Source organism: Tenacibaculum sp. SM2510, from assembly GCF_057002845.1.
Window position 1 is genome coordinate 2104735 of sequence record NZ_CP192703.1, and the last position, 21058, is coordinate 2125792.

Annotated in this window: 24 protein-coding genes; 4 read left to right on the plus strand and 20 right to left on the minus strand. The window is 31.5% G+C overall.

Features of this window, described 5'->3' with window-relative positions:
- Positions 1 to 11: 11 nt before the first annotated feature.
- The 10 genes from ACQ629_RS09440 to ACQ629_RS09485 all read right to left on the minus strand — a co-directional run bounded on the left by ACQ629_RS09440 (position 12) and on the right by ACQ629_RS09485 (position 9530).
- Positions 12 to 311: a hypothetical protein gene (locus tag ACQ629_RS09440; protein ID WP_483704420.1), complete on the minus strand. Its 300-nt coding sequence runs from the start codon at positions 309 to 311 to the stop codon at positions 12 to 14.
- Between the two features lie 58 nt (positions 312 to 369).
- Positions 370 to 1122 (minus strand): SH3 domain-containing protein, encoded by a 753-nt coding sequence (locus tag ACQ629_RS09445; protein WP_483704422.1) that lies wholly within the window; start codon positions 1120 to 1122, stop codon positions 370 to 372.
- Positions 1122 to 2882, minus strand: a complete 1761-nt coding sequence (locus ACQ629_RS09450; protein WP_483704424.1) for a BatD family protein — start codon at positions 2880 to 2882, stop codon at positions 1122 to 1124. Before ACQ629_RS09450 ends, ACQ629_RS09445 begins: the two co-directional genes overlap by 1 nt.
- A gap of 51 nt (positions 2883 to 2933) precedes the next feature.
- Positions 2934 to 3734, minus strand: coding sequence for a tetratricopeptide repeat protein (locus ACQ629_RS09455; protein WP_483704426.1), 801 nt, complete (start codon positions 3732 to 3734; stop codon positions 2934 to 2936).
- Positions 3735 to 3751: 17 nt separating this feature from the next.
- Positions 3752 to 4792, minus strand: a complete 1041-nt coding sequence (locus tag ACQ629_RS09460; RefSeq protein ID WP_483704428.1) for a VWA domain-containing protein — start codon at positions 4790 to 4792, stop codon at positions 3752 to 3754.
- A gap of 3 nt (positions 4793 to 4795) precedes the next feature.
- On the minus strand, positions 4796 to 5803 hold the full coding sequence (locus ACQ629_RS09465; protein WP_483704430.1) for a vWA domain-containing protein: 1008 nt from the start codon (positions 5801 to 5803) through the stop codon (positions 4796 to 4798).
- Positions 5790 to 6707 carry a hypothetical protein gene (locus ACQ629_RS09470; protein WP_483704432.1) on the minus strand — a complete coding sequence of 306 codons (918 nt, stop codon included), beginning with the start codon at positions 6705 to 6707 and terminating at the stop codon, positions 5790 to 5792. Before ACQ629_RS09470 ends, ACQ629_RS09465 begins: the two co-directional genes overlap by 14 nt.
- Positions 6708 to 6737: 30 nt before the next feature.
- Positions 6738 to 7601, minus strand: coding sequence for a DUF58 domain-containing protein (locus tag ACQ629_RS09475; protein WP_483704434.1), 864 nt, complete (start codon positions 7599 to 7601; stop codon positions 6738 to 6740).
- 76 nt (positions 7602 to 7677) lie between these two features.
- A complete protein-coding gene (locus ACQ629_RS09480; RefSeq protein ID WP_483704436.1) occupies positions 7678 to 8667 on the minus strand; it encodes an AAA family ATPase in 990 nt (329 codons plus the stop codon).
- A gap of 98 nt (positions 8668 to 8765) precedes the next feature.
- Positions 8766 to 9530: a UDP-2,3-diacylglucosamine diphosphatase gene (locus tag ACQ629_RS09485; RefSeq protein WP_483704438.1), complete on the minus strand. Its 765-nt coding sequence runs from the start codon at positions 9528 to 9530 to the stop codon at positions 8766 to 8768.
- Between the two features lie 63 nt (positions 9531 to 9593).
- Between ACQ629_RS09485 and ACQ629_RS09490 the strand changes: the two genes are divergently transcribed.
- On the plus strand, positions 9594 to 10046 hold the full coding sequence (locus ACQ629_RS09490; protein WP_483704440.1) for a nucleoside deaminase: 453 nt from the start codon (positions 9594 to 9596) through the stop codon (positions 10044 to 10046).
- Positions 10047 to 10270: 224 nt separating this feature from the next.
- Here the strand turns inward: ACQ629_RS09490 and ACQ629_RS09495 are convergent, their stop codons facing one another.
- Both ACQ629_RS09495 and ACQ629_RS09500 read right to left on the minus strand, forming a co-directional pair.
- The gene (locus tag ACQ629_RS09495) at positions 10271 to 10771 is read right to left on the minus strand and encodes a methylated-DNA--[protein]-cysteine S-methyltransferase (RefSeq protein WP_483704442.1); all 501 of its coding nucleotides are present in this window, start codon (positions 10769 to 10771) and stop codon (positions 10271 to 10273) included.
- A complete protein-coding gene (locus ACQ629_RS09500; protein WP_483704444.1) occupies positions 10764 to 11528 on the minus strand; it encodes a TatD family hydrolase in 765 nt (254 codons plus the stop codon). Before ACQ629_RS09500 ends, ACQ629_RS09495 begins: the two co-directional genes overlap by 8 nt.
- A gap of 110 nt (positions 11529 to 11638) precedes the next feature.
- Between ACQ629_RS09500 and ACQ629_RS09505 the strand changes: the two genes are divergently transcribed.
- Positions 11639 to 12121 carry a retropepsin-like aspartic protease gene (locus tag ACQ629_RS09505; RefSeq protein WP_483704446.1) on the plus strand — a complete coding sequence of 161 codons (483 nt, stop codon included), beginning with the start codon at positions 11639 to 11641 and terminating at the stop codon, positions 12119 to 12121.
- A gap of 209 nt (positions 12122 to 12330) precedes the next feature.
- Positions 12331 to 12546, plus strand: coding sequence for a hypothetical protein (locus ACQ629_RS09510; RefSeq protein ID WP_483704448.1), 216 nt, complete (start codon positions 12331 to 12333; stop codon positions 12544 to 12546).
- A gap of 88 nt (positions 12547 to 12634) precedes the next feature.
- Here the strand turns inward: ACQ629_RS09510 and ACQ629_RS09515 are convergent, their stop codons facing one another.
- Both ACQ629_RS09515 and ACQ629_RS09520 read right to left on the minus strand, forming a co-directional pair.
- Positions 12635 to 13822, minus strand: a complete 1188-nt coding sequence (locus ACQ629_RS09515; protein ID WP_483704450.1) for a pyridoxal phosphate-dependent aminotransferase — start codon at positions 13820 to 13822, stop codon at positions 12635 to 12637.
- 25 nt (positions 13823 to 13847) lie between these two features.
- Positions 13848 to 14939 (minus strand): fatty acid desaturase family protein, encoded by a 1092-nt coding sequence (locus ACQ629_RS09520; protein WP_483704452.1) that lies wholly within the window; start codon positions 14937 to 14939, stop codon positions 13848 to 13850.
- Positions 14940 to 15085: 146 nt separating this feature from the next.
- On the opposite strand from ACQ629_RS09520, the gene rsmG reads away from it, so the two are divergent.
- Positions 15086 to 15715 carry a 16S rRNA (guanine(527)-N(7))-methyltransferase RsmG gene (gene rsmG / locus ACQ629_RS09525; RefSeq protein ID WP_483704454.1) on the plus strand — a complete coding sequence of 210 codons (630 nt, stop codon included), beginning with the start codon at positions 15086 to 15088 and terminating at the stop codon, positions 15713 to 15715.
- Here the strand turns inward: rsmG and ACQ629_RS09530 are convergent, their stop codons facing one another.
- The 6 genes from ACQ629_RS09530 to ACQ629_RS09555 all read right to left on the minus strand — a co-directional run bounded on the left by ACQ629_RS09530 (position 15716) and on the right by ACQ629_RS09555 (position 21054).
- Positions 15716 to 16318 (minus strand): arsenate-mycothiol transferase ArsC, encoded by a 603-nt coding sequence (locus ACQ629_RS09530; RefSeq protein ID WP_483704456.1) that lies wholly within the window; start codon positions 16316 to 16318, stop codon positions 15716 to 15718. It lies immediately after the preceding gene.
- Positions 16319 to 16337: 19 nt separating this feature from the next.
- Positions 16338 to 16805 carry a DUF6428 family protein gene (locus ACQ629_RS09535; RefSeq protein WP_483704458.1) on the minus strand — a complete coding sequence of 156 codons (468 nt, stop codon included), beginning with the start codon at positions 16803 to 16805 and terminating at the stop codon, positions 16338 to 16340.
- Between the two features lie 48 nt (positions 16806 to 16853).
- A complete protein-coding gene (locus tag ACQ629_RS09540) occupies positions 16854 to 17183 on the minus strand; it encodes an ArsR/SmtB family transcription factor (RefSeq protein ID WP_218772078.1) in 330 nt (109 codons plus the stop codon).
- A 267-nt stretch (positions 17184 to 17450) separates the two neighbouring features.
- Positions 17451 to 18689, minus strand: coding sequence for a DEAD/DEAH box helicase (locus tag ACQ629_RS09545; protein ID WP_483704460.1), 1239 nt, complete (start codon positions 18687 to 18689; stop codon positions 17451 to 17453).
- A gap of 68 nt (positions 18690 to 18757) precedes the next feature.
- Positions 18758 to 19879: a chromate efflux transporter gene (gene chrA, locus ACQ629_RS09550; RefSeq protein ID WP_483704462.1), complete on the minus strand. Its 1122-nt coding sequence runs from the start codon at positions 19877 to 19879 to the stop codon at positions 18758 to 18760.
- 50 nt (positions 19880 to 19929) lie between these two features.
- Positions 19930 to 21054, minus strand: coding sequence for an HNH endonuclease (locus tag ACQ629_RS09555; protein WP_483704464.1), 1125 nt, complete (start codon positions 21052 to 21054; stop codon positions 19930 to 19932).
- Positions 21055 to 21058 lie beyond the last annotated feature (4 nt).

Sequence of the window (21058 nt, forward strand, 5' to 3'; positions counted from 1 at the left end):
AATGTAGTAAGCTATGTTAACTCGGGAGGTGGAGTTAATATTTTAGGGTGTTGAGAAATGTAGTCTTTTGATTTAAAACGAACATTTTTCTTTTTTTGAACATCATTAAAGAAAACAGAAGTATTGTTTGCCAATAAAGAGGTTTTTAATTCTAAAACTTTTAGTACTTTATGGTTCTTATTTTCTTCTTCTTCATTTAATTCTAAAAAAACAGTAATGTCTTGATTTTTATCAATCAACGATATAACCGTAGGTGTAATAATAATACCTGCGAATAAAATAATAAAGAAAAATGCTATTCTAGATTTCAAATAAAACTTAGTTTTTAAATAGAAAAACAAAAATAACTAAATTTATAGACTTAAAATGTTATAATTTCTTTAAATTTTTAGAGAGCAACCATCCTATTTTACCATCTACTAGTTTAATTTTATTCCATTTATCAACTGTATCTATTACTTTTACCTTGGTACCTTCATGAAGTGTGAATATTTCACTACTGTCATTTGTGGGCGCATTTGTTATTTCAACCTCTTCAGAAAAAACAATCGCTTCTATTGTTTTTTTTGCTTGATTATACTGTGAATACGTAATTGCGAAAGTTGCAATTAATAGTAAAAAAGATAAAATACTAGTTGTAAAAAAGAATCTTTTCTTATTTGGAGTATCCGAAAAGTAAAAAAACAAGTACAAAACAGCAGCCGAAAAAGAAAATAAAAGAACAATTATAGCCCAAGTATTATGGGACATTTTTTGTAAAAAGTTATCATTTATTTTTTGGAAAATAGATTTAGGAAGCTCTTCTATTCTATCTAAAGTTAACTTTTTAGCTATAACTAAATTATTTTTAGCATCATCCTTTAAAGGGTTTAACAGAATTGCTTTTTCGTAATTGTAAATAGAGGGTGCTACTTTATTTAATTTATAATAGGCATTTCCTAAATTATAATACAATTCAGATGAAACCTTTTTAGAAGCTTCTATTGTTTCATATAATTTAATAGCTTCTTGGTATTTACCGTTTTTATACAAAGTATTTGCGTTGGTAAATAAACTATCAGCTGTTTGGGCTAACAGAACTGTTGATGTAAAAAACAATATTAATACAATAACCTGTCTCATTATAATTGTCTATCTAATTGTGTTATTACTTCTTTTGCCTTTTCGTACTCTTGCTCCATTTGCAGGTTTGTAATTGGTGTATACCTAGCAAAATCGCAATCGTTTAAAACCTCTATAAAACTATTTATAGTTGTATTATCTACTTGTTTATCTTCTAATAATAGGGTGATTTTTTCACTGCTAATATCCAACGTTTCTATACCTAGTTTGGCCTTTAAATAATTATGCAATGCTCTTTCTAAAGATTCATAAAACGCTTCTTTATTTCCTAATTTTTTTTGTGCTTCAGATAAATATTTTTTAGCCAATCGATCTGCTTTTCGTTTTTTATTTCCAACAATATCACCATTTCGTTCTTCTTTTTTCTTGTTGATAAAAATAACAAAAGGAATCGAAATTATTGGTAGGAATAATAATAGGTAAAACAAGATAGAATTAAAAAAGCTGGTTGTTTTTACAGGCTCAAAACTTGTAGTCGTCTGTAGGTATTTAAAATCATCTCCAGTAATTTTTACATCTTGTTTTACAACAATATCTGACTGATTTTTTGGTAGTGGTTTACCTTCTAAAACATCGACATATAAATCATCTGTAACTATGGTTTTATACGTTTTTTTCTTCGGATCAAAATAAGAAAAGCTCGTTTTCGGAATTTTGTATTTTCCTTTAAATTCAGGAACAACAGTATAAGTGTCGCTAACAGATCCATTTATTCCGCTAGAAGTAACGCTAACTCTTTCTTTTCTTTCTGGCTGGTAAATTTCAAGTTCTTCAGGTGTTTCTATTTTAGGAAGCTCAAATAGTTTTAAGTTTCCTTTTCCGTTAACTTCTACTTTTATTAACGAAGATTCGTTTGCTTTTAAAGAACCCTTGTTAAGTGAAACATCAAAAGAAAAATCACCAACTGCGCCTGTAAAATTTTCAGGTTTATTAGTTAGCGGTAAGGCTTTTGCGCGAACTACTTTTTTAGCAGATGAAAACTCTCTTCGAACTTGTTTTGTTATTACATTTCCAAAAAAATCAGCTCGACCTGTAGGTACCGCAACAATAATATCCATCTTCATAGGGTCTATTGTTAGTTTACCGTTTTTGGTAGGCACTAATAAAGCTTTATGGAGTACAGCGTACCGATAACGTTCACCATTATACATTCCTGTTTTTACAGGGGTTCCGTTTCTTTTTATTTCTTGATTCCAAAAGCCGTTATATTGCGGAGCCTCTGTAATAGCATTGTCATAAATACCTACATTATCACTAAAATAAAGGCGATATTCAACATAAACACTTTCACCAACATAAGGTTGCGATTTAGAAAGCTCTGCAACTAAATGAATGTTTTGTTGTGCTATATAATTTGGGTCGTTAGGGTTTTTAGGAATATCAACAGCGCTTAAAACAATAACTTTTACGGTATTTGATTTTATAGTTTTTCCTCCAATTTCTATAGTTGCTGGTGGAATATTAAATTCACCTTTTTGTTTAGGCTGAATAATATAGGTGTAAGATTTAGAGAAGGTAACTTTTCCGTTTATCCAAGATTGACTAACGGATTGGCTTGGACCTCCAACTATTTTGAAGTTTTTAAAGTTAGGCGCTTTAAAATTATCTGCTCCTTGTTTATTGGTCGAAAACTCAACACGTAAACGTTGGTTAACACCTAGTTTGTTTTTACTAACAGTTGCTTTTAATGCTGATTCTTGCGCATTAATAGTTAAGGTTATAAAAAGGAGTAATAATGATGTATATAGTTTAAACTTCATATTCATTTTCAAAAAAACATTAAAAAGAGTTAAGTGTAAAAAAAGATAAGATTACCAATCTTTTTCTTGTTTCACCTTTTTTCCTTTCGATTTTTTAACATTCATTTTCTTTTGTGTCTTCTTTTCCTCGTTATTCAAACTCTCTAGCAATTGCTTCATTTGCTCAGGAGACATTTGTGCTTGTTTTGGTTGCGGTTTTTGATCTTTCTTTTCAGGCTTTTTTTGATCTTGTTTGTCTTTATTTTCTTGATCTTTTTTATCGTCCTTCTTATCCTTGTCGTCGCCTTTTTTATCTTTATTCTGATCCTTCTTCTTGTCCTTGTCGTCTTTCTGATTCTTTTTATCTTTCTCGTCTTTTTTATCCTTGTCTTTATCTTTCTTGTCTTGCTCTTGTTGCTTTTTTAAATCTTTTTGAGCAGCAGCCAAGTTATAACGGGTTTCATCGTCATTCGGATTCCTTCTTAACGCATTTTTATAAGCATTTACAGCTTGCTGATATTGTTTTTGCTCCATTTGTGCATTTCCAATATTATGATACGCTTCTGCTTTATCAAATTTATCTTTCGATGTTTTTGCGGTTACTTCAAATTGCGCAACAGCTTCTTTATATTTTTTTTCTTGATACAGCGTATTTCCGAAATTGTAGCTCGCCTTGTCGTATGTGCTGTTTTTCCCAAGCGCCTTTCGGTAAGAAATTGCGGCATCACTAAATTTTTGTTTATTATATAACTTATTACCCTCACGCAATAAACCCCTCGCTTCACGCTGCAGTTTTAAGGTGTCTAGCTGTGCTGATACATTTATAGTAATCAACATTAAAAATAATAATAGTATGTTTTGTAGTTGTTTCATTTCTTATAAAATAAGTTCTATGAACCTTCTTCGTTAAATAAATCTGCTTTTTTAACCCATTTCGTCTTCTTTTCGAAAAAGAATAAATCAATAATTAAAAATAGCAATCCGATTCCTAAAAACCACTGAAATTGATCTTTATAATCAGAAAATTGTTTTGTTTCAAACTCACTTTTTTGAGCATTGGTAATAATGTTTTCAATAATATCAACAGGATTATCAGTTCTATTACCGTCAATATATTTTCCTTCGGATGCTTCCGCAATATCTTGTAAAACAGTTGTTGTTCTTTTGGTAATTACGGTTTCTCCTTTTCTATCTTTTTTATAACCAATAAGTGCGCCATTTAATTTTATAGGAATCGGCCCTCCTTTTTCAGTACCAACGCCAATTGTATATACTTTTACGCCTTCGTTAGAAATATTTTGAGCAACTTGTTTTGTTTCCTCTTGATGATCTTCACCATCAGAAATAATAATTAAAAAACGATTGGTTTGTTCGTCATTATTATAATAGGTTTTTGCTAAGTTTAAGGCTTCATTAATTGCTGTTCCTTGGCTCGAAACCATATCTGGATTTGCATTTTGCAAAAACATTTTAGCAGCAGCATGATCGGTTGTAATTGGTAACAACGGATACGCATTACCTGCATAAATAATTATTCCAACTCTATCGCTTCCTAGTTTATCAATAATTTTAGAAATAATTTGCTTTGATTTTTCTAATCTATTTGGCGCAATATCTTCAGCCAACATACTTTTAGAAACATCTAAAGCAAAAACTACATCAACACCTTCTCTTTTTACGGTTTTTAATTTGGTTCCCATTTTTGGATTTACCAAGGAGATAATTAAAAATGACAGCCCGATTAATAAGAAAATCAATTTTACAACCGATTTAAATGTAGATGAATTCGGAGCAATTTTTGCTAATAGTTTTGCACTTGCAAATTTTTTCTGAGTGCGTTTTTTCCACCATAAAACCAACAAGAAAATAACAATTATTATTGGAATAATTGCAAACAGATAAAAATATATTGGTTCTTCTATACGATACATTGTTTATATAAAGCTTTTAAATAAAGTGTTTTTTAATGTGAATTCTAGTAATAAAAAGATACCGGCTAAAAATACTAGTAATCTGTATTTCTCAGTATAATTATAGTATTTAAATTCTTCTATTTTTGTTTTTTCAAGCTTGTCAATTTCATCATAAATGGCTTTTAATTTAGAATTATCGGTAGCTCTAAAGTATTTACCATCTGTTTCTTTTGCAATATGTTTTAATAAATCTTCATCTATTTCAACTTGTTGCTTTCTAAAAGAAATTTTACCTGTTCTAGGATCTTTTGCCCAAGGGAAATCTGCTATTCCGTTAGTTCCAATTCCTATAGTATATACCTTAATGCCCTTTCCTTTTGCTAGTTCGGTTGCTGTTTTCGGATCTACAAAACCTGCGGTGTTTACACCATCTGTTAAAAGAATAATAACTTTACTTTTTGCTTTGCTTTCTTTTAACCTGTTTACAGCAGATCCTAATCCCATACCAATAGCAGTTCCACCCTCTAATTGTCCCCATTTAATTTCAGAAATGGTTCTTTTAATGATAGATTTATCGCTTGTAATTGGTGTTTGGGTAAAACTTTCACCAGCATATACTACAATACCGATTCTATCATTTGGTCGACGATTTACAAAATCAACCGCCACTTTTTTAAGGGCTTCTAGTCGATTTGGCTTTAAATCTTTAGCCAACATACTTGCAGATACATCAATTGCCATAACAATATCAATACCCTTATTTGTTTTCGTTTTTTTACTTACCGCTACGTTTCTTGGTCTTGCTAAAGCAATAACCAAACATGTTAAAGCTGCTAGTCGTAATAAGTACAATAAAGGCTTTAATTTCGATAAAATTGAACCTTGCACTTTAAAACCTTTAACACTAGATATTGTTAATTGTGCGCTATCTTTTTTTCTAGAATAGTAATTCCAGAAAGCTAATAACGGAATTAAGACTAGCAACCATAAAAATTCGGGACTATGAAATTCAAAATTATTCCACTTCATCTTCTATTACTTCTTTTTTAGGTTTCAAATTATCTAAGACACTCTTGGCATCTTTTCGGTCAGCTTCAATTTGATGTGCCATAGGTTTAGATTTAGCAAACTTTACTAAATCAGATTCTTGTAATAATTTTCGTAACTTATAAATCGTTTCTTTATCTGTTTCAATAGATTTTATTTCGTTTAAATCGTCTAAAATAGCTACCAATTCATCCGTCGTAATTTCTAGTGCAGGTATGTTTAATTCCCTTTCTATATAACCTCTTACAATTTCGGTTAACTCACTATAATATTTTTTAATTTTATTGTTTTGCCACAATAGTTTTTTATCTAGCTCTTGCAGTTTTTCAATAGCCTCTTCATAAGGTGGTAATAACGGAACAATAATTTCTTCTTCTGCTTCTTTTTTCTTTTTGATAACAAAGAAATAAAGTAATAACCCTATTACAATAAGGATAGCAAATGCCCACCAGAAATAGTTTTTAAAATCATCAAATTGATATGCTTCTCCTTTTATTCCTTTAATAGGGAATTTTTTAATTTTAGTGGTATCAATAGCAACTGTTGCTACATTAATTAATAAACTATCTGTTAAATAAGGTTGATTTTTAATGAAAACCTGTTGCTGCGGAATATAAAAAGCACCACTATCAAAACCTGTTAAAATATATTTTTGAATTAATTTATTTTTAACAGTATCAATTTTTAAAGTATCAATTATCTCTAGTCCTTTTAAATTATTTAATTTAGGTAGGATAACGTTTTCAGTTTCATCTACCGAAATTTTGTATTGAAATTGCTCTCCAATTCGAATGTTGGTAGTGTCAATTTCAACCTTTATTTTGTTAGACTGTGCAAATCCAACGCCATAAATAAGTAAGAATATGTAGAGTAATGTAGTCTTCATTTTTATCTTGTCGATTAAAATAGGTAGTTTTTATTTTCGTTTAAAATAACCTAATAATTTTGTTACATAGCTTTCATCTACGCGTGTATTTATGGTTCCTGAACCACTTTTCTTAAAAGTGGTTTCGAAATAATCAACCAATTTTAAAGCATTTACTTTGTATTGATTTCTTACAGATGACGAACTTGTGTTTACTAGATGTGTATTTCCTGTTTCGGCATCAACCATTGGAACCATTCCTAAATTCGGTATTTCCTCATCATGTTTATCATACACTCTAATACCAGTAACATCGTGTTTGTTACCAACTAGTTTTAGTGTGCGCTCATAACTGTCATCCATAAAATCAGAAAGCATAAAAACAATGGCTTTCTTTTTCATGATGTTTGATAAAAACTTTAAAGCCTCACTAATATCTGTCTGTTTGCTTTTAGGTTTAAATTCGATTAATTCTCGAATAATACGCAATACATGACTTTTTCCTTTTTTAGGAGGGATATAAAGCTCTACTTGATCAGAAAACAAGATCAATCCGACCTTATCATTATTTTGTGTTGCAGAAAAGGCCAATGTTGCAGCAATCTCGGTAACGGTATCTTTTTTAAATTGGTTAGAAGTACCAAAAGATTCAGAGCCAGAAATATCCACCACCAACATCATGGTAAGTTCGCGTTCTTCTTCAAAAACTTTTATATAAGGTTCGTTATAACGCGCAGTTACATTCCAATCAATCGCTCTAATATCATCTCCGTATTGATATTGGCGTACTTCAGAAAAAGTCATACCACGTCCTTTAAAGGTTGAGTGGTATTCTCCTCCAAAAATATGATTAGACAAACGACGTGTCTTAATTTCTATTTTACGAACTTTTTTTAGTAATTCTTTTGTGTCCATTTCTTTTCAATAGTCAGTTAACAGGTTTAATAATCAGTAATATACTTTATACTGATAGTCGTTTTTTGATAATTGATTATGGTACTTGTACTTCGTTAATTATTGAGTTTATAATATCTAAAGAAGTAATGTTTTCAGCTTCTGCTTCGTACGTAATTCCAATTCTGTGACGTAAAACATCGTTTACAATTGCGCGAACATCTTCAGGTATTACATAACCTCTTCGTTTAATAAAAGCGTAACATTTTGCTGCTTTTGCTAAATTGATACTTCCACGAGGAGAAGCTCCGAAACTGATTAAAGGTTTTAATTTTTCTAAATTATAACGTTCAGGATAACGAGTAGCAAATACAATATCTAAAATATATTTTTCTATTTTCTCATCCATATATACCTCGTTTACAACCTCACGAGCTTTTATAATCTGATCTACTGAAATAACCGGATTTACTTTTTCGAATTTCCCGCTTAGGTTGGCACGCATAATCATTTGCTCATCTTCTAACTTCGGATAATCAATCACTGTTTTTAACATAAAACGGTCAACCTGAGCTTCAGGAAGTGGATATGTTCCTTCTTGTTCAACAGGATTTTGAGTTGCCATTACTAAAAAAGGTTCTTGTAACTTAAAAGTTTCATCACCAATGGTAATCTGACGCTCTTGCATTGCTTCTAATAAAGCAGATTGGACTTTAGCAGGCGCACGGTTAATCTCATCAGCTAAAACAAAATTGGCGAAGATTGGACCTTTTTTAATCATGAAGTCATTTTCTTTCATGTTGTAAATCATGGTTCCAACAATATCTGCAGGTAATAAATCTGGCGTAAATTGAACGCGACTAAAACTAGCTTGTACTGCTTTAGACAATGTGTTAATGGCAAGAGTCTTTGCTAAACCAGGTACACCTTCTAGTAAAATGTGTCCGTTACCAAGAAGTCCTATTAGTAATCGCTCAATCATATATTTTTGACCAACGATAACTTTACTCATTTCATTTGTTAATAAATCAACAAAAGCACTTTCTCTTTCTATCTTTTCATTAATAGCTCTTACATCTACATCCATAGTAATTAAAGTATATTATAATTTTGTGAAACAAAGCTACAATAATACGTCTTTTTTAGATGTTAAAAGTTGGTTAAAGGTATAGTGTTAACAAAATTTTAATTATAAGTAGTTAAGCGAATAGTATCATCTTCAAAAACACCATAGGTAAAGTATTGCACCCAATCGCCAGTGTTTATATATGTGCTGTTTTCTTTTAGTTTAATTTCTAAAGGAAGATGACGGTGACCAAAAATAAAATAATGGTAATGTTTGGTTTCTAATTTACGCCTGCAATATTGAACAAGCCATTCGTTTTCTTCGCCTAAAAAATTAGCATCATCATCACCTGAAATCATTTTATTTTTAACCGACATGTATTGTCCTAATCGAACTCCTAAATCTGGATGTAACCAACGAAACAACCATTTAAAAGGCTTAAATGTAAACACTTTTTTCATGCGCTTATAGCCTTTGTCTTCAGGGCCTAAACCATCACCATGACCAATTAAGAGTATTTTTCCGTTTATAGAAAACTCTTGTGGACTATGAAATACAGGAATGTTTAATTCCTTTTCAAAATAATCTGCCATCCATAAATCGTGATTTCCAACAAAAAAATAAATAGGGATTCCGCTATCTTTAATTTCGGCTAACTTCCCTAAAACACGTACAAATCCTTTAGGGACCACGGTTTTATATTCAAACCAAAAATCGAACAGATCACCTAATAAAAAAATAGCTTCAGCATCTTCTTTAATTTCGTTTAACCAACGAACAAACTTTTGTTCTCGAGGAAAACTAGCTTCGGCAGTTGGCGCGCCTAAATGTTGATCAGAAGCGAAATAAACTTTTTTATTTTGGGTGGTGTTGATAGAAATCAAAATTGTAATTTTTGGTAAAAATAACTAATTTGAGGTACTTTTGTAGAAAACACTACCAATACCATGGAAATAAATCCGTTTGACGATACTTATTTTATGAAAAAAGCACTGCAAGAAGCTGAAACTGCTTTTGATAAAGGAGAGGTTCCTGTAGGTGCCGTGGTGGTTTTTAAAGATCAAATAATAGCAAGAGCTCACAACTTAACAGAAATGCTAAACGATGTAACTGCGCACGCCGAAATGCAAGCTTTTACTGCAGCTGCAGATTTTTTAGGCGGTAAATATTTAAAAGACTGTGTGCTATATGTTACGTTAGAACCTTGCCAAATGTGTGCAGGCGCAAGTTATTGGGCACAAATAGGTAAGATAGTATACGGTGCTAGTGAGCCAAAATTAGGTTTTAGTGTATTGCAAACAAAACTACATCCAAAAACGAAAGTAGTAACAGGAATTTTAGAAGAAGAGTGTGGTTTTTTATTGAAGAAATTTTTTGCTGAGAAGCGTAATTTGAATTAGGTTGTCATTGCGAGGATAGAAATGACGAAGCAACCTTTTTGAAAAAGGGAGATTACTTCACTGCGTTCGTAATGACGACGTTTACTGCTGTTGTAGATTTACTGAAAACACTGAGATTACAAGATGATTTCTGTTTTATAGCCCCGATTGTAGCATTTGTTTGAGCTCCTCGCAGAGAGCGAGTGCGAAAAGCGGGAAATAGCTTCGAATAATTATGTTGATTTTTAAAATAGGCTTTGCTGTTTACAACCGCTTTCATGTTCTAATAACCATTTTTTTCGCCATATTCCGCCAGCATACCCTGTTAAAGAACCATCTGATCCAATAACGCGGTGACAGGGAATGATAATCCAAATAGGGTTTTTTCCATTGGCAGATGCTACGGCTCTAATCGCTTTCGGGTCACCAATTTGTTTGGTTTGCTTTAAATAAGTGCTGCTTTTATTAAAAGGAATGTTTAATAATTCATTCCAAACCTTTTGTTGAAACTCTGTGCCTTGCGGATTCAATTTTAGATTAAACTCAGTTCTTGCTCCTGCAAAATATTCTCCTAATTGTGTTACGCAATTTTGCAAACAAGTTGGGGTGTTTTTAGTTTCTGTCATTTCGAGCGGAGTCGAGAATTCATTATCTAAAACAGAAACACTTTGAATCCCGTTTTCGTTTCCCACAATTTTTGCGGTTCCTATAGGTGTTTTATAATATGTGGTTTGTAAATCAGACACCAAAAATATCTTTTGAATTCTGAGTGGTAATTTCAGCAATTTCATTGAAAGTTAATCCGTAAATATCAACCAACTTATCAACTACATTTGTAATGTATGAAGTTTCGTTACGTTTTCCTCGGTAGGGAGTTGGCGCTAAATACGGTGAGTCGGTTTCTAAAACAATATGTTTAATGTCAATTTCATTTAAGAATTTATCTATTTTTCCGTTTTTAAAAGTAGCAACACCTCCAATACCTAATTTCATATTGTAAGAAATGGCTTTTTTTGCTTGATCTATGTTTCCTGTAAAACAATGAAAAACACCGAATAAATCAGCACCTTTTTCACTTTCTAATACTTCGAAAATTTCATCAAAAGCATCACGACAATGAATTACAATAGGTAATTTTTTTTCTTTTGCCCATTGAATTTGAGTTCTAAAAACATCTTGTTGTTGGGTTAAAAAAGTTTTATCCCAATATAAATCGATTCCGATTTCACCAATGGCATAAAAATTACGTTTGTCAATCCATTCTCTTACATGTGCCAGTTCCTCTTTATGATTTTCTTTAACAGAAGTAGGGTGCAAGCCCATCATTAAAAACACGTCTTTCGGGTAGTTTTTTTCTAAATCGAGCATTCGCTCTGTATAAGAACTATCTATGGCAGGAATAAAAAAGCGAAAAACACCAGCTTCTTTAGCGCGCTGCATCATTTCGTTTCTGTCTTCGTCGAACTGTTCTGAATATAAGTGAGTGTGAGTATCGGTAATCATTTTTGTTTTTATTTGTTATTGCGATTAAAACGAAGCAATCTGAATATTGAGATTACTTCACTTTGTTCGTAATGACGTATGTTTGTATATACGTTACAAAAGTACAAGAAATGGCAAGTCTGAAAAAAATATTAAAGAAAAAGAAATATATTAAAATAAAACTGAAAAAAATAGTCACCAATCATTTAGAGCTAAAGGCAGAAATAAATGGTGTAAAGGGGAGGTTTATATTAGATACAGGAGCTTCAAATTCATGTGTTGGACTAGATTTAATTGAACGTTTTAAGTTGATATCCGAAGAAAGTGAAGTGAAAGCTGCAGGAGCTGGAGCAACTGATATGGAAACAAGAAAATCGGAAAATAACTCGTTGAAAATAGGAAAGTGGAAAACGACGCAATGTAACTTGGTGTTGTTTGATTTAATACATGTAAATACAGCTTTAACATTACATAAAGCTAAAAAAGTAGACGGAATTATTGGTGCAGATATTTTAGAAAGTGGAAAAGCTTTTATTGATTATGATAAGAAAGTACTGTACTTAAAAAAGTTAAAGAAATCGAAAAAAGAGGCGTTATTTAAGATTCCTTTTTAGAAATAATTTAGTTAAAAAGTGTTAAATTTTAAAAACATAATTTGAATATTTAAAATTGCATTTATTGGTTTATGTAAACCATTATTATTGATTTTTTGTTCAGAAAAGTGGTTTTTTAAGTGTTGTTTTTATGAGTTGGATGAAACTGTAGCTGTAACATTTTATCCTGACTTCCGTCGAATTAGTGTAGTCAATTAAAATGAACAACCATGAAATCAACAGCAAGTAATTTATTCGTAGAAAGAGGAATCTTAACATCAGCTTATAAACAAGAAATAAGAGCTAATATAAATTCTATGAAGATTGAATCTTTATTTAGAATTAAAAATAAATTAAGAAGTAGTAGTGCTAACTTGTATAGTGAAACGGCTACTATTTTAAAGGTTGCAATGTTTGTAGTAGCTTTAGCTGTAATTGTATTTTAAAAGTAAAAATCTCACAACATGATGTTATGAGATTTTTAAAATTTATAGCATACTATAAAGAAATTACGTCACTTTGTTCGTAATGATGTTACGATAATACTTCTTTAATTCTCTTTACAGCTTCGCGTAATTGTAATTCAGAAGCAGCATATGATAAACGAATACAGTTTGGTGCGCCAAAAGCTTCACCAGTAACTGTAGCTACGTTTGCTTCTTCTAATAATAACATAGAAAAATCGTTCGCGTTTTTAATTTCAGTTCCTTTAATGGTTTTACCAAAGAAAGCAGAGATGTCTGGAAAAACATAAAAAGCACCTTCTGGTACGTTTAGTTTAAATCCGTCAATTTCTCCTAATAAACCTAAAATCATATCTCTACGGGTTTTAAATTCATCTACCATATATTGTACTTTTACAGGTTCAGCTAAAACAGCTGTAATAGCAGCGCGTTGCGCAATACAGTTAGTTCCTGATGTAATTTGACCTTGCATTTTTGTACACGCCTTAGCAATCCACTCAGGAGCCCCGATAAAACCAATTCTCCATCCTGTCATAGCAAATGCTTTTGCTAATCCGTTTACGGTAATAGTTCGATCGTACATACTTTCGATAGCAGCAAAACTAAACGGTTTTGTTCCGTAGTTAATATGTTCGTAAATTTCGTCTGATAATATATATATATTCGGATGTTTTTCTAATACCAATGCTAAAGCACGGTATTCTGCCTCACTATAAATAGTTCCACTTGGATTGTTTGGCGAGTTAAAGAAAATCATTTTTGTTTTAGGTGTAATTGCTGCTTCTAATTGTGTTGGAGTAATTTTAAAATCACTTTCAATAGAAGAAGGAATTTCAACAAATTTAGCTTCACATAAAGTTGCAATTGCAGAATAACTTACCCAGTACGGAGCTGGTAATAAAACTTCGTCACCCGGATTTAATAATACCTGTGCAATATTTGCAATAGATTGTTTTGCACCTGTTGATACTACAATCTGATTTGGAGTATAGTTTAAGTCATTATCTCGCTTAAATTTTACGCAAATAGCTTCTTTTAATTCTACATATCCATCAACCGGAGTGTATGAATTATAATCTTGATTAATAGCCTCAATAGCGGCATTTTTAATAAAATCGGGCGTATTAAAATCAGGTTCTCCTAAGCTTAAACTAATAATATCCCTACCGGCTGCTTTCAGCTCTCTTGCTTTAGCAGCCATTGCTAAAGTTTCTGATATCGGTAAGCTGTTAATTCTGTTTGATAATGCGTTTGACATTGTGTGTTGTTATGTTGTGTGTTGTTTATGCTAGTTGAGGTTCTTTACCTAAAGAGCTTAATTGTTTAAAGTGCTCGGCAAGGGCTCTTGTCATTGTTTTGTATTCGTTATATGGCAAGTTAAACTCTTGTGCTGTATCCTTTACAATTTTAGCTAATTTGTTATAGTGAACATGCGAAATGTGTGGAAAAATATGATGTTCAACCTGGTGATTTAATCCGCCAGTATAAAAGTTAACTAACCAGTTTTTAGGAGCAAAGTTAGACGTTGTATATAACTGATGCACTGCCCAAGTATGTTCTAAGTTTCCTTCTTTATCAGGTAAAGGCATTTTTGTATTTGGTACTACGTGTGCTAATTGAAAAACAACACTTAAAATCATACCAGCTGTATAATGCATAATAAAAAAACCTAGTAAAACTTTCCACCAAGCAATATTTACGACCAATAAAGGCAATACAACCCATAGAGAGTAATATACTACTTTAGATATTACTAACTTTGTCCACTCTACTTTAGGGTTCGGAAATTTACCGTACGATAATTTACGTTTTAAATAACTACTCATTTGTTTAAAATCGGTAGTTATAGCCCAGTTAATAGTTAATAATCCATATAAAAATATAGAATAAAACTTTTGAAACTTGTGTATTGGTAACCAAGTAGAATGTTTAGAGAAACGGATAATTCTACCTGCATCAATATCTTCATCATGTCCTTTAACATTGGTAAATGTATGGTGTAATACATTGTGTTGTACTTTCCAATTATACACATTACCTGCTAAAATGTAAATACTACTTCCCATTAACTTATTCAACCATTTTTTACTCGAAAATGATTCGTGGTTCGCATCGTGCATTACATTCATACCAACACCAGCCATACCAATACCGGTAATTGTTATAAGTAATAGCATTACCCATTGCGGCATTGTTACGGTTAAAATTAAAATAAAAGGGATTAAAAAAGTTGCAAACATAATAATTGCTTTAGAATATAGCTTCCAATTACCTGTACGCTTAATGTTATTTTCTTTAAAATACGAGTTAACACGTTTGTTTAGAGTTCGAAAGAACTTAGCGTTGTCTATTCTCGAGAAGTTTACTGTCTTCATTTATTGTATATTAGGGATCGCAAAAATAAACGTTTTTACTCGATGGTTATTGCTTAGAGGCAAATTTTTAACAATAAACATATCTTTTGATAGATAAATGACTATTACCAATTAGTTTTTTACTTTTGCAACGAAAAAAATAATCAATGGAACTTATAAAAAAATACTTTACCAATTTAACTGAAACACAGTTAGAACAGTTCTCTAAACTACAAGAATTGTACGAAGATTGGAACTTAAAAATTAACGTGGTTTCGCGTAAAGATATTGATGAATTGTACTTACGACACGTATTACATTCATTAGCAATAGCGAAAGTGGTAAGCTTTAAGCCAGGTTCTAAAGTGCTAGATGTTGGTACAGGTGGTGGTTTTCCTGGAATTCCGTTGGCAATTTTATTTCCTGAAACGCATTTTCATTTAGTAGATTCTATTGGTAAAAAAATAAAAGTAGTAAACGAAGTTGCTGAAGGTTTAGGTTTACAAAACGTTAAAACTACGAATGGTCGTGTTGAAGAAGTAAAAGATACCTATGATTTTATTGTAAGTAGAGCAGTAGCGCAAATGGAAACTTTTGTGGGATGGACAAAAGGAAAAATTGCCAAAAAACAAAACCACAATTTAAAAAACGGTATTCTGTATTTAAAAGGTGGTGATTTAACTGAAGAGTTAGAGAAATATACTTCTGCAACTATTTATGATTTACCTGATTTCTATGAAGAAGACTTTTTTGAAGCTAAAAAAGTAGTGCATTTAGGAATGAAATTTAAAGCATAATTATTTTATAGCAGAAAAAACATAGTGCATTTCTGCTGCAATTTGTAAACTACGCTCTAAATATTTTTCTTTTTCTTGCGGAGTGTTATCATATATTTTAGGGTCTTCAAAAGTTATTGGGACCCTTTTTTCTGCTCCAGAAATAAACGGGCAACCATCATCTGCTTGTGAGCACGTCATAACTGCACAAAATTCTGAGATAGGATTAAAATCATCATCATATTTCTTAGAAAAACCTATTGTAGCAGGTTGATTTTCGCTATATTTAATAGCATAAACAGGATTTTTATTTGTTGATAATTGCTGAATTTTAAACCCGTTATCTCTTAATGTTGCTACAATTGTACTATTCATATTTGTGGCTTCGGTGCCGCCAGAATAACTATTCACAAAAGAAATAGTATAATAATACGCCATAGTTTGCACCCAAACTTGTGCTAAATGACTTCGCCTTGAGTTATGAGTACAAATAAAATTAAGATTTATAGGCTCTTTTTTAGTTGCTTTTTCTTGAATGTATTGTAGTAAAGGATTCAATATTTCTTTTCTTTCTGCGGAAACAAAAGGTAAATCCAAGATTGTTTTATTTATAGCTGGATACATTTTTACTGATTTTTGAATATTAACAACAACCTGATTCTGGGGAGCAAGCATTTTGTGTTTGTATCTCTGCTAACTTCATTTTAGGTTTTTCTTGCGGAATACCACAGTTATCTTTTGCTAAGCAATCCGTTTTAGTAGCCGTTAATACGAAATTTGTTCCGTTAAAATCTAATCCGTATTTACCAATTGTAGCTCCTTGATATTCTACTTCAATATCTAAATCGGCGATGTTTAATACTTTTTCAGATAGCTCAATAATATGCGTTAGTTTTTCTGGATGCAATCTATGATCATAATCATCAGCTTCCCATAACTGAAAGTTTGCTACTTCTTCGTTTCTTACAGTTCCGCCACAATCGATAAAATTTTTAGTTACACGCCCAACTTCTGTTACGTGAAAATGGTTTGGTACTAAATCGCCATTTGGTAATTGAAAAGCAATTTTTTTTAAGGATGCTAAATGTTTTTTAATTTCTGATAATTTCATGTCTTTCTATTTTAATTGTAATATTACGATGGATAATTGTAAATTTTTTTAACAGCAATTATTCGATTCGCTGTCGAGGTTTAAAAAGTTATTTAATAAAGATTTTATGGTTGTCCAATTCTCTTGATCAATACAATAACAAACACTGGTTCCTTCTATGTTACCTTTTATCAATTTTAAATTTTTCAATTCTTTTAAATGCTGAGAAATGGTAGGTTGCGCCAAACCGATTTCATTTACTAAATCTCCACAAACACACGAATTAATTTTAAATAAATGTTGCAAAATAGCTATGCGAGCAGGGTGTCCTAACACTTTTGCTATTTTAGCAAGATCGTTTTGCTGTGGTGTAAATTTTTCTGATTTGGTAACTCCCATTGTTTAATTATTATATTGCAATATTACGATTAATAATTGATTTAAAACAAAATGCTCCGATATTATTTTGTTATCGGAGCATTTTGTTAGTTTATAAACAGCAATTATTAGCAAACAATTACTGCTAAATATTTAGTTAATCTTATTAATTAGAGGGGCATATAGAGCGTATCGGTTTTGAGAAAAGTTCTCGACTTCGCTCGAACAGACATCGTAATATAAAACTATAGCTGTTTAGCGTAATGTGTTTTTCTATTCCTTAAGATATTAATACCAACGTTTTTTCTTCTTTTTAGAAGCGTCAGACTTTCGTCCTTTTTTATTTTTACTGATGGTATTCGGCTGTTTTATGTGTTTTGGTTTTACCAAAAGAAACGGATGATCTTCAATGATTTTTACCGGTCTCTTTAAAAATTCTTGAATTTCTTTTATGTAGCTAGTCTCGTCTGCACTACAAAATGAAAAAGCAATACCCGATTTTCCTGCTCTACCAGTTCTACCAATTCGGTGAACATACGTTTCAGGCACATTTGGTATATCTACATTAATAACGGCATCGATTTTATGAATATCAATACCACGAGCGGCAACATCTGTAGCAATTAAAATATTTACTTTATTGCTTTTAAAATCTTCAATAGATTGGTTACGTAAAATTTGTGTTTTATCTCCGTGAACACTTGTTACTTTGTATCCGTTTTTTATAAGTGTTTGCTCTAACTTGTCAACACCAAACTTTGTACGTCTAAAAATAAGAATACGACCTTGTATTGTATTACGTAGTAAGTGTAAACATAAATCTACTTTATGTTTTTTAGGAGTGTAGTATAATAGTTGACCAATTTTGTTTACTGTGTTGTCTGTAGGAATCACGTTAACTGTTTCTGGCTTGTACAACATTTGCTTTGCCAAATCACTCACTTTTTCTGGCATGGTTGCCGAGCATAAAAGCGTTTGTTTTTTACGCGGACATAAGGCTTCAATCTTTTTAACATCTTGAATAAAACCCATGTCTAACATTAAATCAGCTTCATCTAAAACAAATGTTTTTAATAAACTTAAATCGATGCTTCCTTGTTCATTAAGATCTATTAAACGACCAGGAGTTGCTACTAAAACATCTACTCCTTTTGCTAAAATTTCTTTTTGTGCTTTTGTTGATATTCCTCCGTATACAACGCCGGTAAGTATATTTGTGTGTTTCGCGTAGGTGTTAAAGCTTTCTTCAATTTGTATGGCCAATTCTCTGGTAGGACTTACAATTAAAGCTTTAATTTTTTTAGGTCCTCTTTCAGGAACTAATGCTAATTCTTGCACTAAATTATGGATAATAGGCAATGCAAAAGCAGCGGTTTTACCCGACCCTGTTTGCGAACCAACAATTACATCTTTTTTATCTAGCACTAACGGAATCACTTGTTGCTGTACTAAGGTAGCTGTGTGATATTTTTCTTCGCTTAATGCTTTTAAAATAGATGGATTAAGATGTAAGTCTGAAAATTGCATTGATTATTTTTTTTGCAAAGATACTCTAAATCAAACAATATAAGTTCGATTAAAGTATTAGCAAAAATCTAAATATAAGTCAATGCATAACCCAGCATAGACCCTCCTAAAACGATAAAAGCACTATTCAGCTTTTTAAAGCCAAAAACAACAATTAAACTTACAATAGCAATAACAATCGTTCGCCAATCTACTAAAGCATCTTTTGCCATATTTATACAAACGGCTATAATTAAAGCTACGGCAGCAACATTTACTGCATCTAAAACCGAACGGATAATTTTAGAATTCTTCATTTTGGGGATTAACGGATTCAATACCAAGACAAAAACGAATGAAGGTAGAAATATACCTAAAGTTGCTACAATTGCACCAGTTATTCCGTTTAGTTGCCACCCAATAAAAGTTGCGGTAGATAAAACAGGACCTGGTGTGATTTGTCCCACAGCAACAGCATCGATTAATACTTGGCGAGTTAACCAGCCATTTGCAACTAATTCGGAGTCTAAAAAGGCAAATAATACATAACCACTACCGTATAATATGGCTCCGATTTTTAAGAAAGTTAAAAGAATTTTTATGTTACTTAAGTTTACAAATTCACTTGCCTGAAAGGCTAATAGCGGAATAAAATTGTGTAAATTGTTTTTGTTCTGCTTAAAAAAGTACAAGCCTAAACCTAAAAGACCACAACCAAAAAGTGTTAGAATTTCATTAATACCTAATAAACAAGCCACTAATGCAATGGCTCCTAAAATGGCCAATTCGGTATTTTTAATTGCTTTTTTACCAAGCCTGTAGGCTGCCATAACTATAATAGCAATTACTGCTGGTTTTATACCGTAAATAAAAGGTTCAACCTTTGGTAATTGCCCATATTCTTGATACAGCCAAGCAAATACAGAAGTGATAATCACCGCAGGAAAAATAAAACAGAAGCCTGCAACGACTAACCCTTTCCAACCTGCTCTTTCATGACCGCAATGCATGGTCATTTCTGTAGAGTTTGGCCCAGGAATTAAATTAGTAGCTCCAATAAGATCTAAAAAATGCTCTTGGGTCATCCATTTTCTCTTTTTCACCACTTCATCTTCCATCATAGCAATATGAGCTGCCGGACCACCAAAACCAATACTTCCTAGTTTAAAAAAGAGTTTTGCTATTTCTTTTAAGTTGTTTTTTTGAGGCATTTGGGTTGGAGTAAGTATTTTATTTATTCTTGATAGCCAATCATGTTATGTTATATCAGGTCGTTAACGTCATCTTGAAAAACATTATTTCTGTGGTATGCTAAATACGATTCTCTATCCTCTGGAAATATTCTCATTTTGTTTTTAGCATTGGGGTTAATCTTTAATTTTTCCCATGTATAAGAACTCAATTGAGTTCCGCAAACCAATTCTCCATTATCAGTAAAAGTGATATATCCTTGGTCAAATAATTTATCATAAGTTGGTGATAATGCTAATCCATTCAAGTAATCTAAAGCCTGATCATTTTCATTATTTTTAATGCAAATACTATAAGGCTTTATATGACTTGCAATTAATAGGCGTTCGTCTGTTATTTTTGTAAATGGGCATTGGGGCATGTGATTAATAACCTCACGTCTATATTTTTCAGCACCTTTTCTATAATTTCTTTTTTTTGCGATATCTACTTGAATATCCTCTTGTTTTACAGCCTGTTCGGCTTCTAAAGATTTTGGATGTACAAATGACCTAAATTGATAATCTAATAAAATTCGGAAGTAGAATAATGGTTCTGAGTTTACATCATTAACAGGAACTAATTTTAGAATAGATAAATAACTAATATTTGGTAAAATTAATTCTCTCCACACTTTCCAGATAGAATCATCAGAACGAATATAACCTCTATTTTGTTTTTGCGAAAGATTATCAGATGCATCATAAATACTGAAAAATATTTGATTAGTTTCCAAATTATTTATTTCTTCTAATCTTTCATTGTAATATTCATTTATGTTATTGTGGTAGTGTTGTTCTTGCGCATAGTATTCAGTCTTAGCATCATTCAAGTATTTTAGGAAATTAGATTTATTAAAGAAGCATTTGTTTTCACTAATTAGTGCGCCACTTTCTTTTGCACTACCAAAAGTTTTTCGCTTTTTATTTTTATCATAGTGCTCTAAACCCCAAGTTGAATAATTGAAAAAATTAGACATTTTATCTCCTTTTTCACCTTTGTATGTTCCAACGTGTTTTTTAGATTCGCCATTTCCTCTAAATTGTGCTAATTTGTTTTTTCTGTGAATAAAGCTATCTTCTGCTCTAAAATCTTGAATAGAATCTATAATTAAATATTCTTTTCCTTCAATTTTAATTTTTTGTAAATTATCCATAAAT

Bases quoted from the DNA above. Each gene is read 5' to 3' on its own strand.
- ACQ629_RS09445 (WP_483704422.1), bottom strand. From the start codon at position 1,122: ATGAGACAGGTTATTGTATTAATATTGTTTTTTACATCAACAGTTCTG.
- ACQ629_RS09545 (WP_483704460.1), bottom strand. From the start codon at position 18,689: ATGCAATTTTCAGACTTACATCTTAATCCATCTATTTTAAAAGCATTA.
- ACQ629_RS09505 (WP_483704446.1), top strand. From the start codon at position 11,639: ATGGCAAGTCTGAAAAAAATATTAAAGAAAAAGAAATATATTAAAATA.
- chrA (WP_483704462.1), bottom strand. From the start codon at position 19,879: ATGCCTCAAAAAAACAACTTAAAAGAAATAGCAAAACTCTTTTTTAAA.
- rsmG (WP_483704454.1), top strand. From the start codon at position 15,086: ATGGAACTTATAAAAAAATACTTTACCAATTTAACTGAAACACAGTTA.
- ACQ629_RS09490 (WP_483704440.1), top strand. From the start codon at position 9,594: ATGGAAATAAATCCGTTTGACGATACTTATTTTATGAAAAAAGCACTG.
- ACQ629_RS09535 (WP_483704458.1), bottom strand. From the start codon at position 16,805: ATGAAATTATCAGAAATTAAAAAACATTTAGCATCCTTAAAAAAAATT.
- ACQ629_RS09480 (WP_483704436.1), bottom strand. From the start codon at position 8,667: ATGGATGTAGATGTAAGAGCTATTAATGAAAAGATAGAAAGAGAAAGT.
- ACQ629_RS09470 (WP_483704432.1), bottom strand. From the start codon at position 6,707: ATGAAGACTACATTACTCTACATATTCTTACTTATTTATGGCGTTGGA.
- ACQ629_RS09515 (WP_483704450.1), bottom strand. From the start codon at position 13,822: ATGTCAAACGCATTATCAAACAGAATTAACAGCTTACCGATATCAGAA.
- ACQ629_RS09460 (WP_483704428.1), bottom strand. From the start codon at position 4,792: ATGTATCGTATAGAAGAACCAATATATTTTTATCTGTTTGCAATTATT.
- ACQ629_RS09540 (WP_218772078.1), bottom strand. From the start codon at position 17,183: ATGGGAGTTACCAAATCAGAAAAATTTACACCACAGCAAAACGATCTT.
- ACQ629_RS09450 (WP_483704424.1), bottom strand. From the start codon at position 2,882: ATGAAGTTTAAACTATATACATCATTATTACTCCTTTTTATAACCTTA.
- ACQ629_RS09455 (WP_483704426.1), bottom strand. From the start codon at position 3,734: ATGAAACAACTACAAAACATACTATTATTATTTTTAATGTTGATTACT.
- ACQ629_RS09500 (WP_483704444.1), bottom strand. From the start codon at position 11,528: ATGATTACCGATACTCACACTCACTTATATTCAGAACAGTTCGACGAA.
- ACQ629_RS09510 (WP_483704448.1), top strand. From the start codon at position 12,331: ATGAAATCAACAGCAAGTAATTTATTCGTAGAAAGAGGAATCTTAACA.
- ACQ629_RS09555 (WP_483704464.1), bottom strand. From the start codon at position 21,054: ATGGATAATTTACAAAAAATTAAAATTGAAGGAAAAGAATATTTAATT.
- ACQ629_RS09475 (WP_483704434.1), bottom strand. From the start codon at position 7,601: ATGGACACAAAAGAATTACTAAAAAAAGTTCGTAAAATAGAAATTAAG.
- ACQ629_RS09520 (WP_483704452.1), bottom strand. From the start codon at position 14,939: ATGAAGACAGTAAACTTCTCGAGAATAGACAACGCTAAGTTCTTTCGA.
- ACQ629_RS09530 (WP_483704456.1), bottom strand. From the start codon at position 16,318: ATGTATCCAGCTATAAATAAAACAATCTTGGATTTACCTTTTGTTTCC.
- ACQ629_RS09465 (WP_483704430.1), bottom strand. From the start codon at position 5,803: ATGAAGTGGAATAATTTTGAATTTCATAGTCCCGAATTTTTATGGTTG.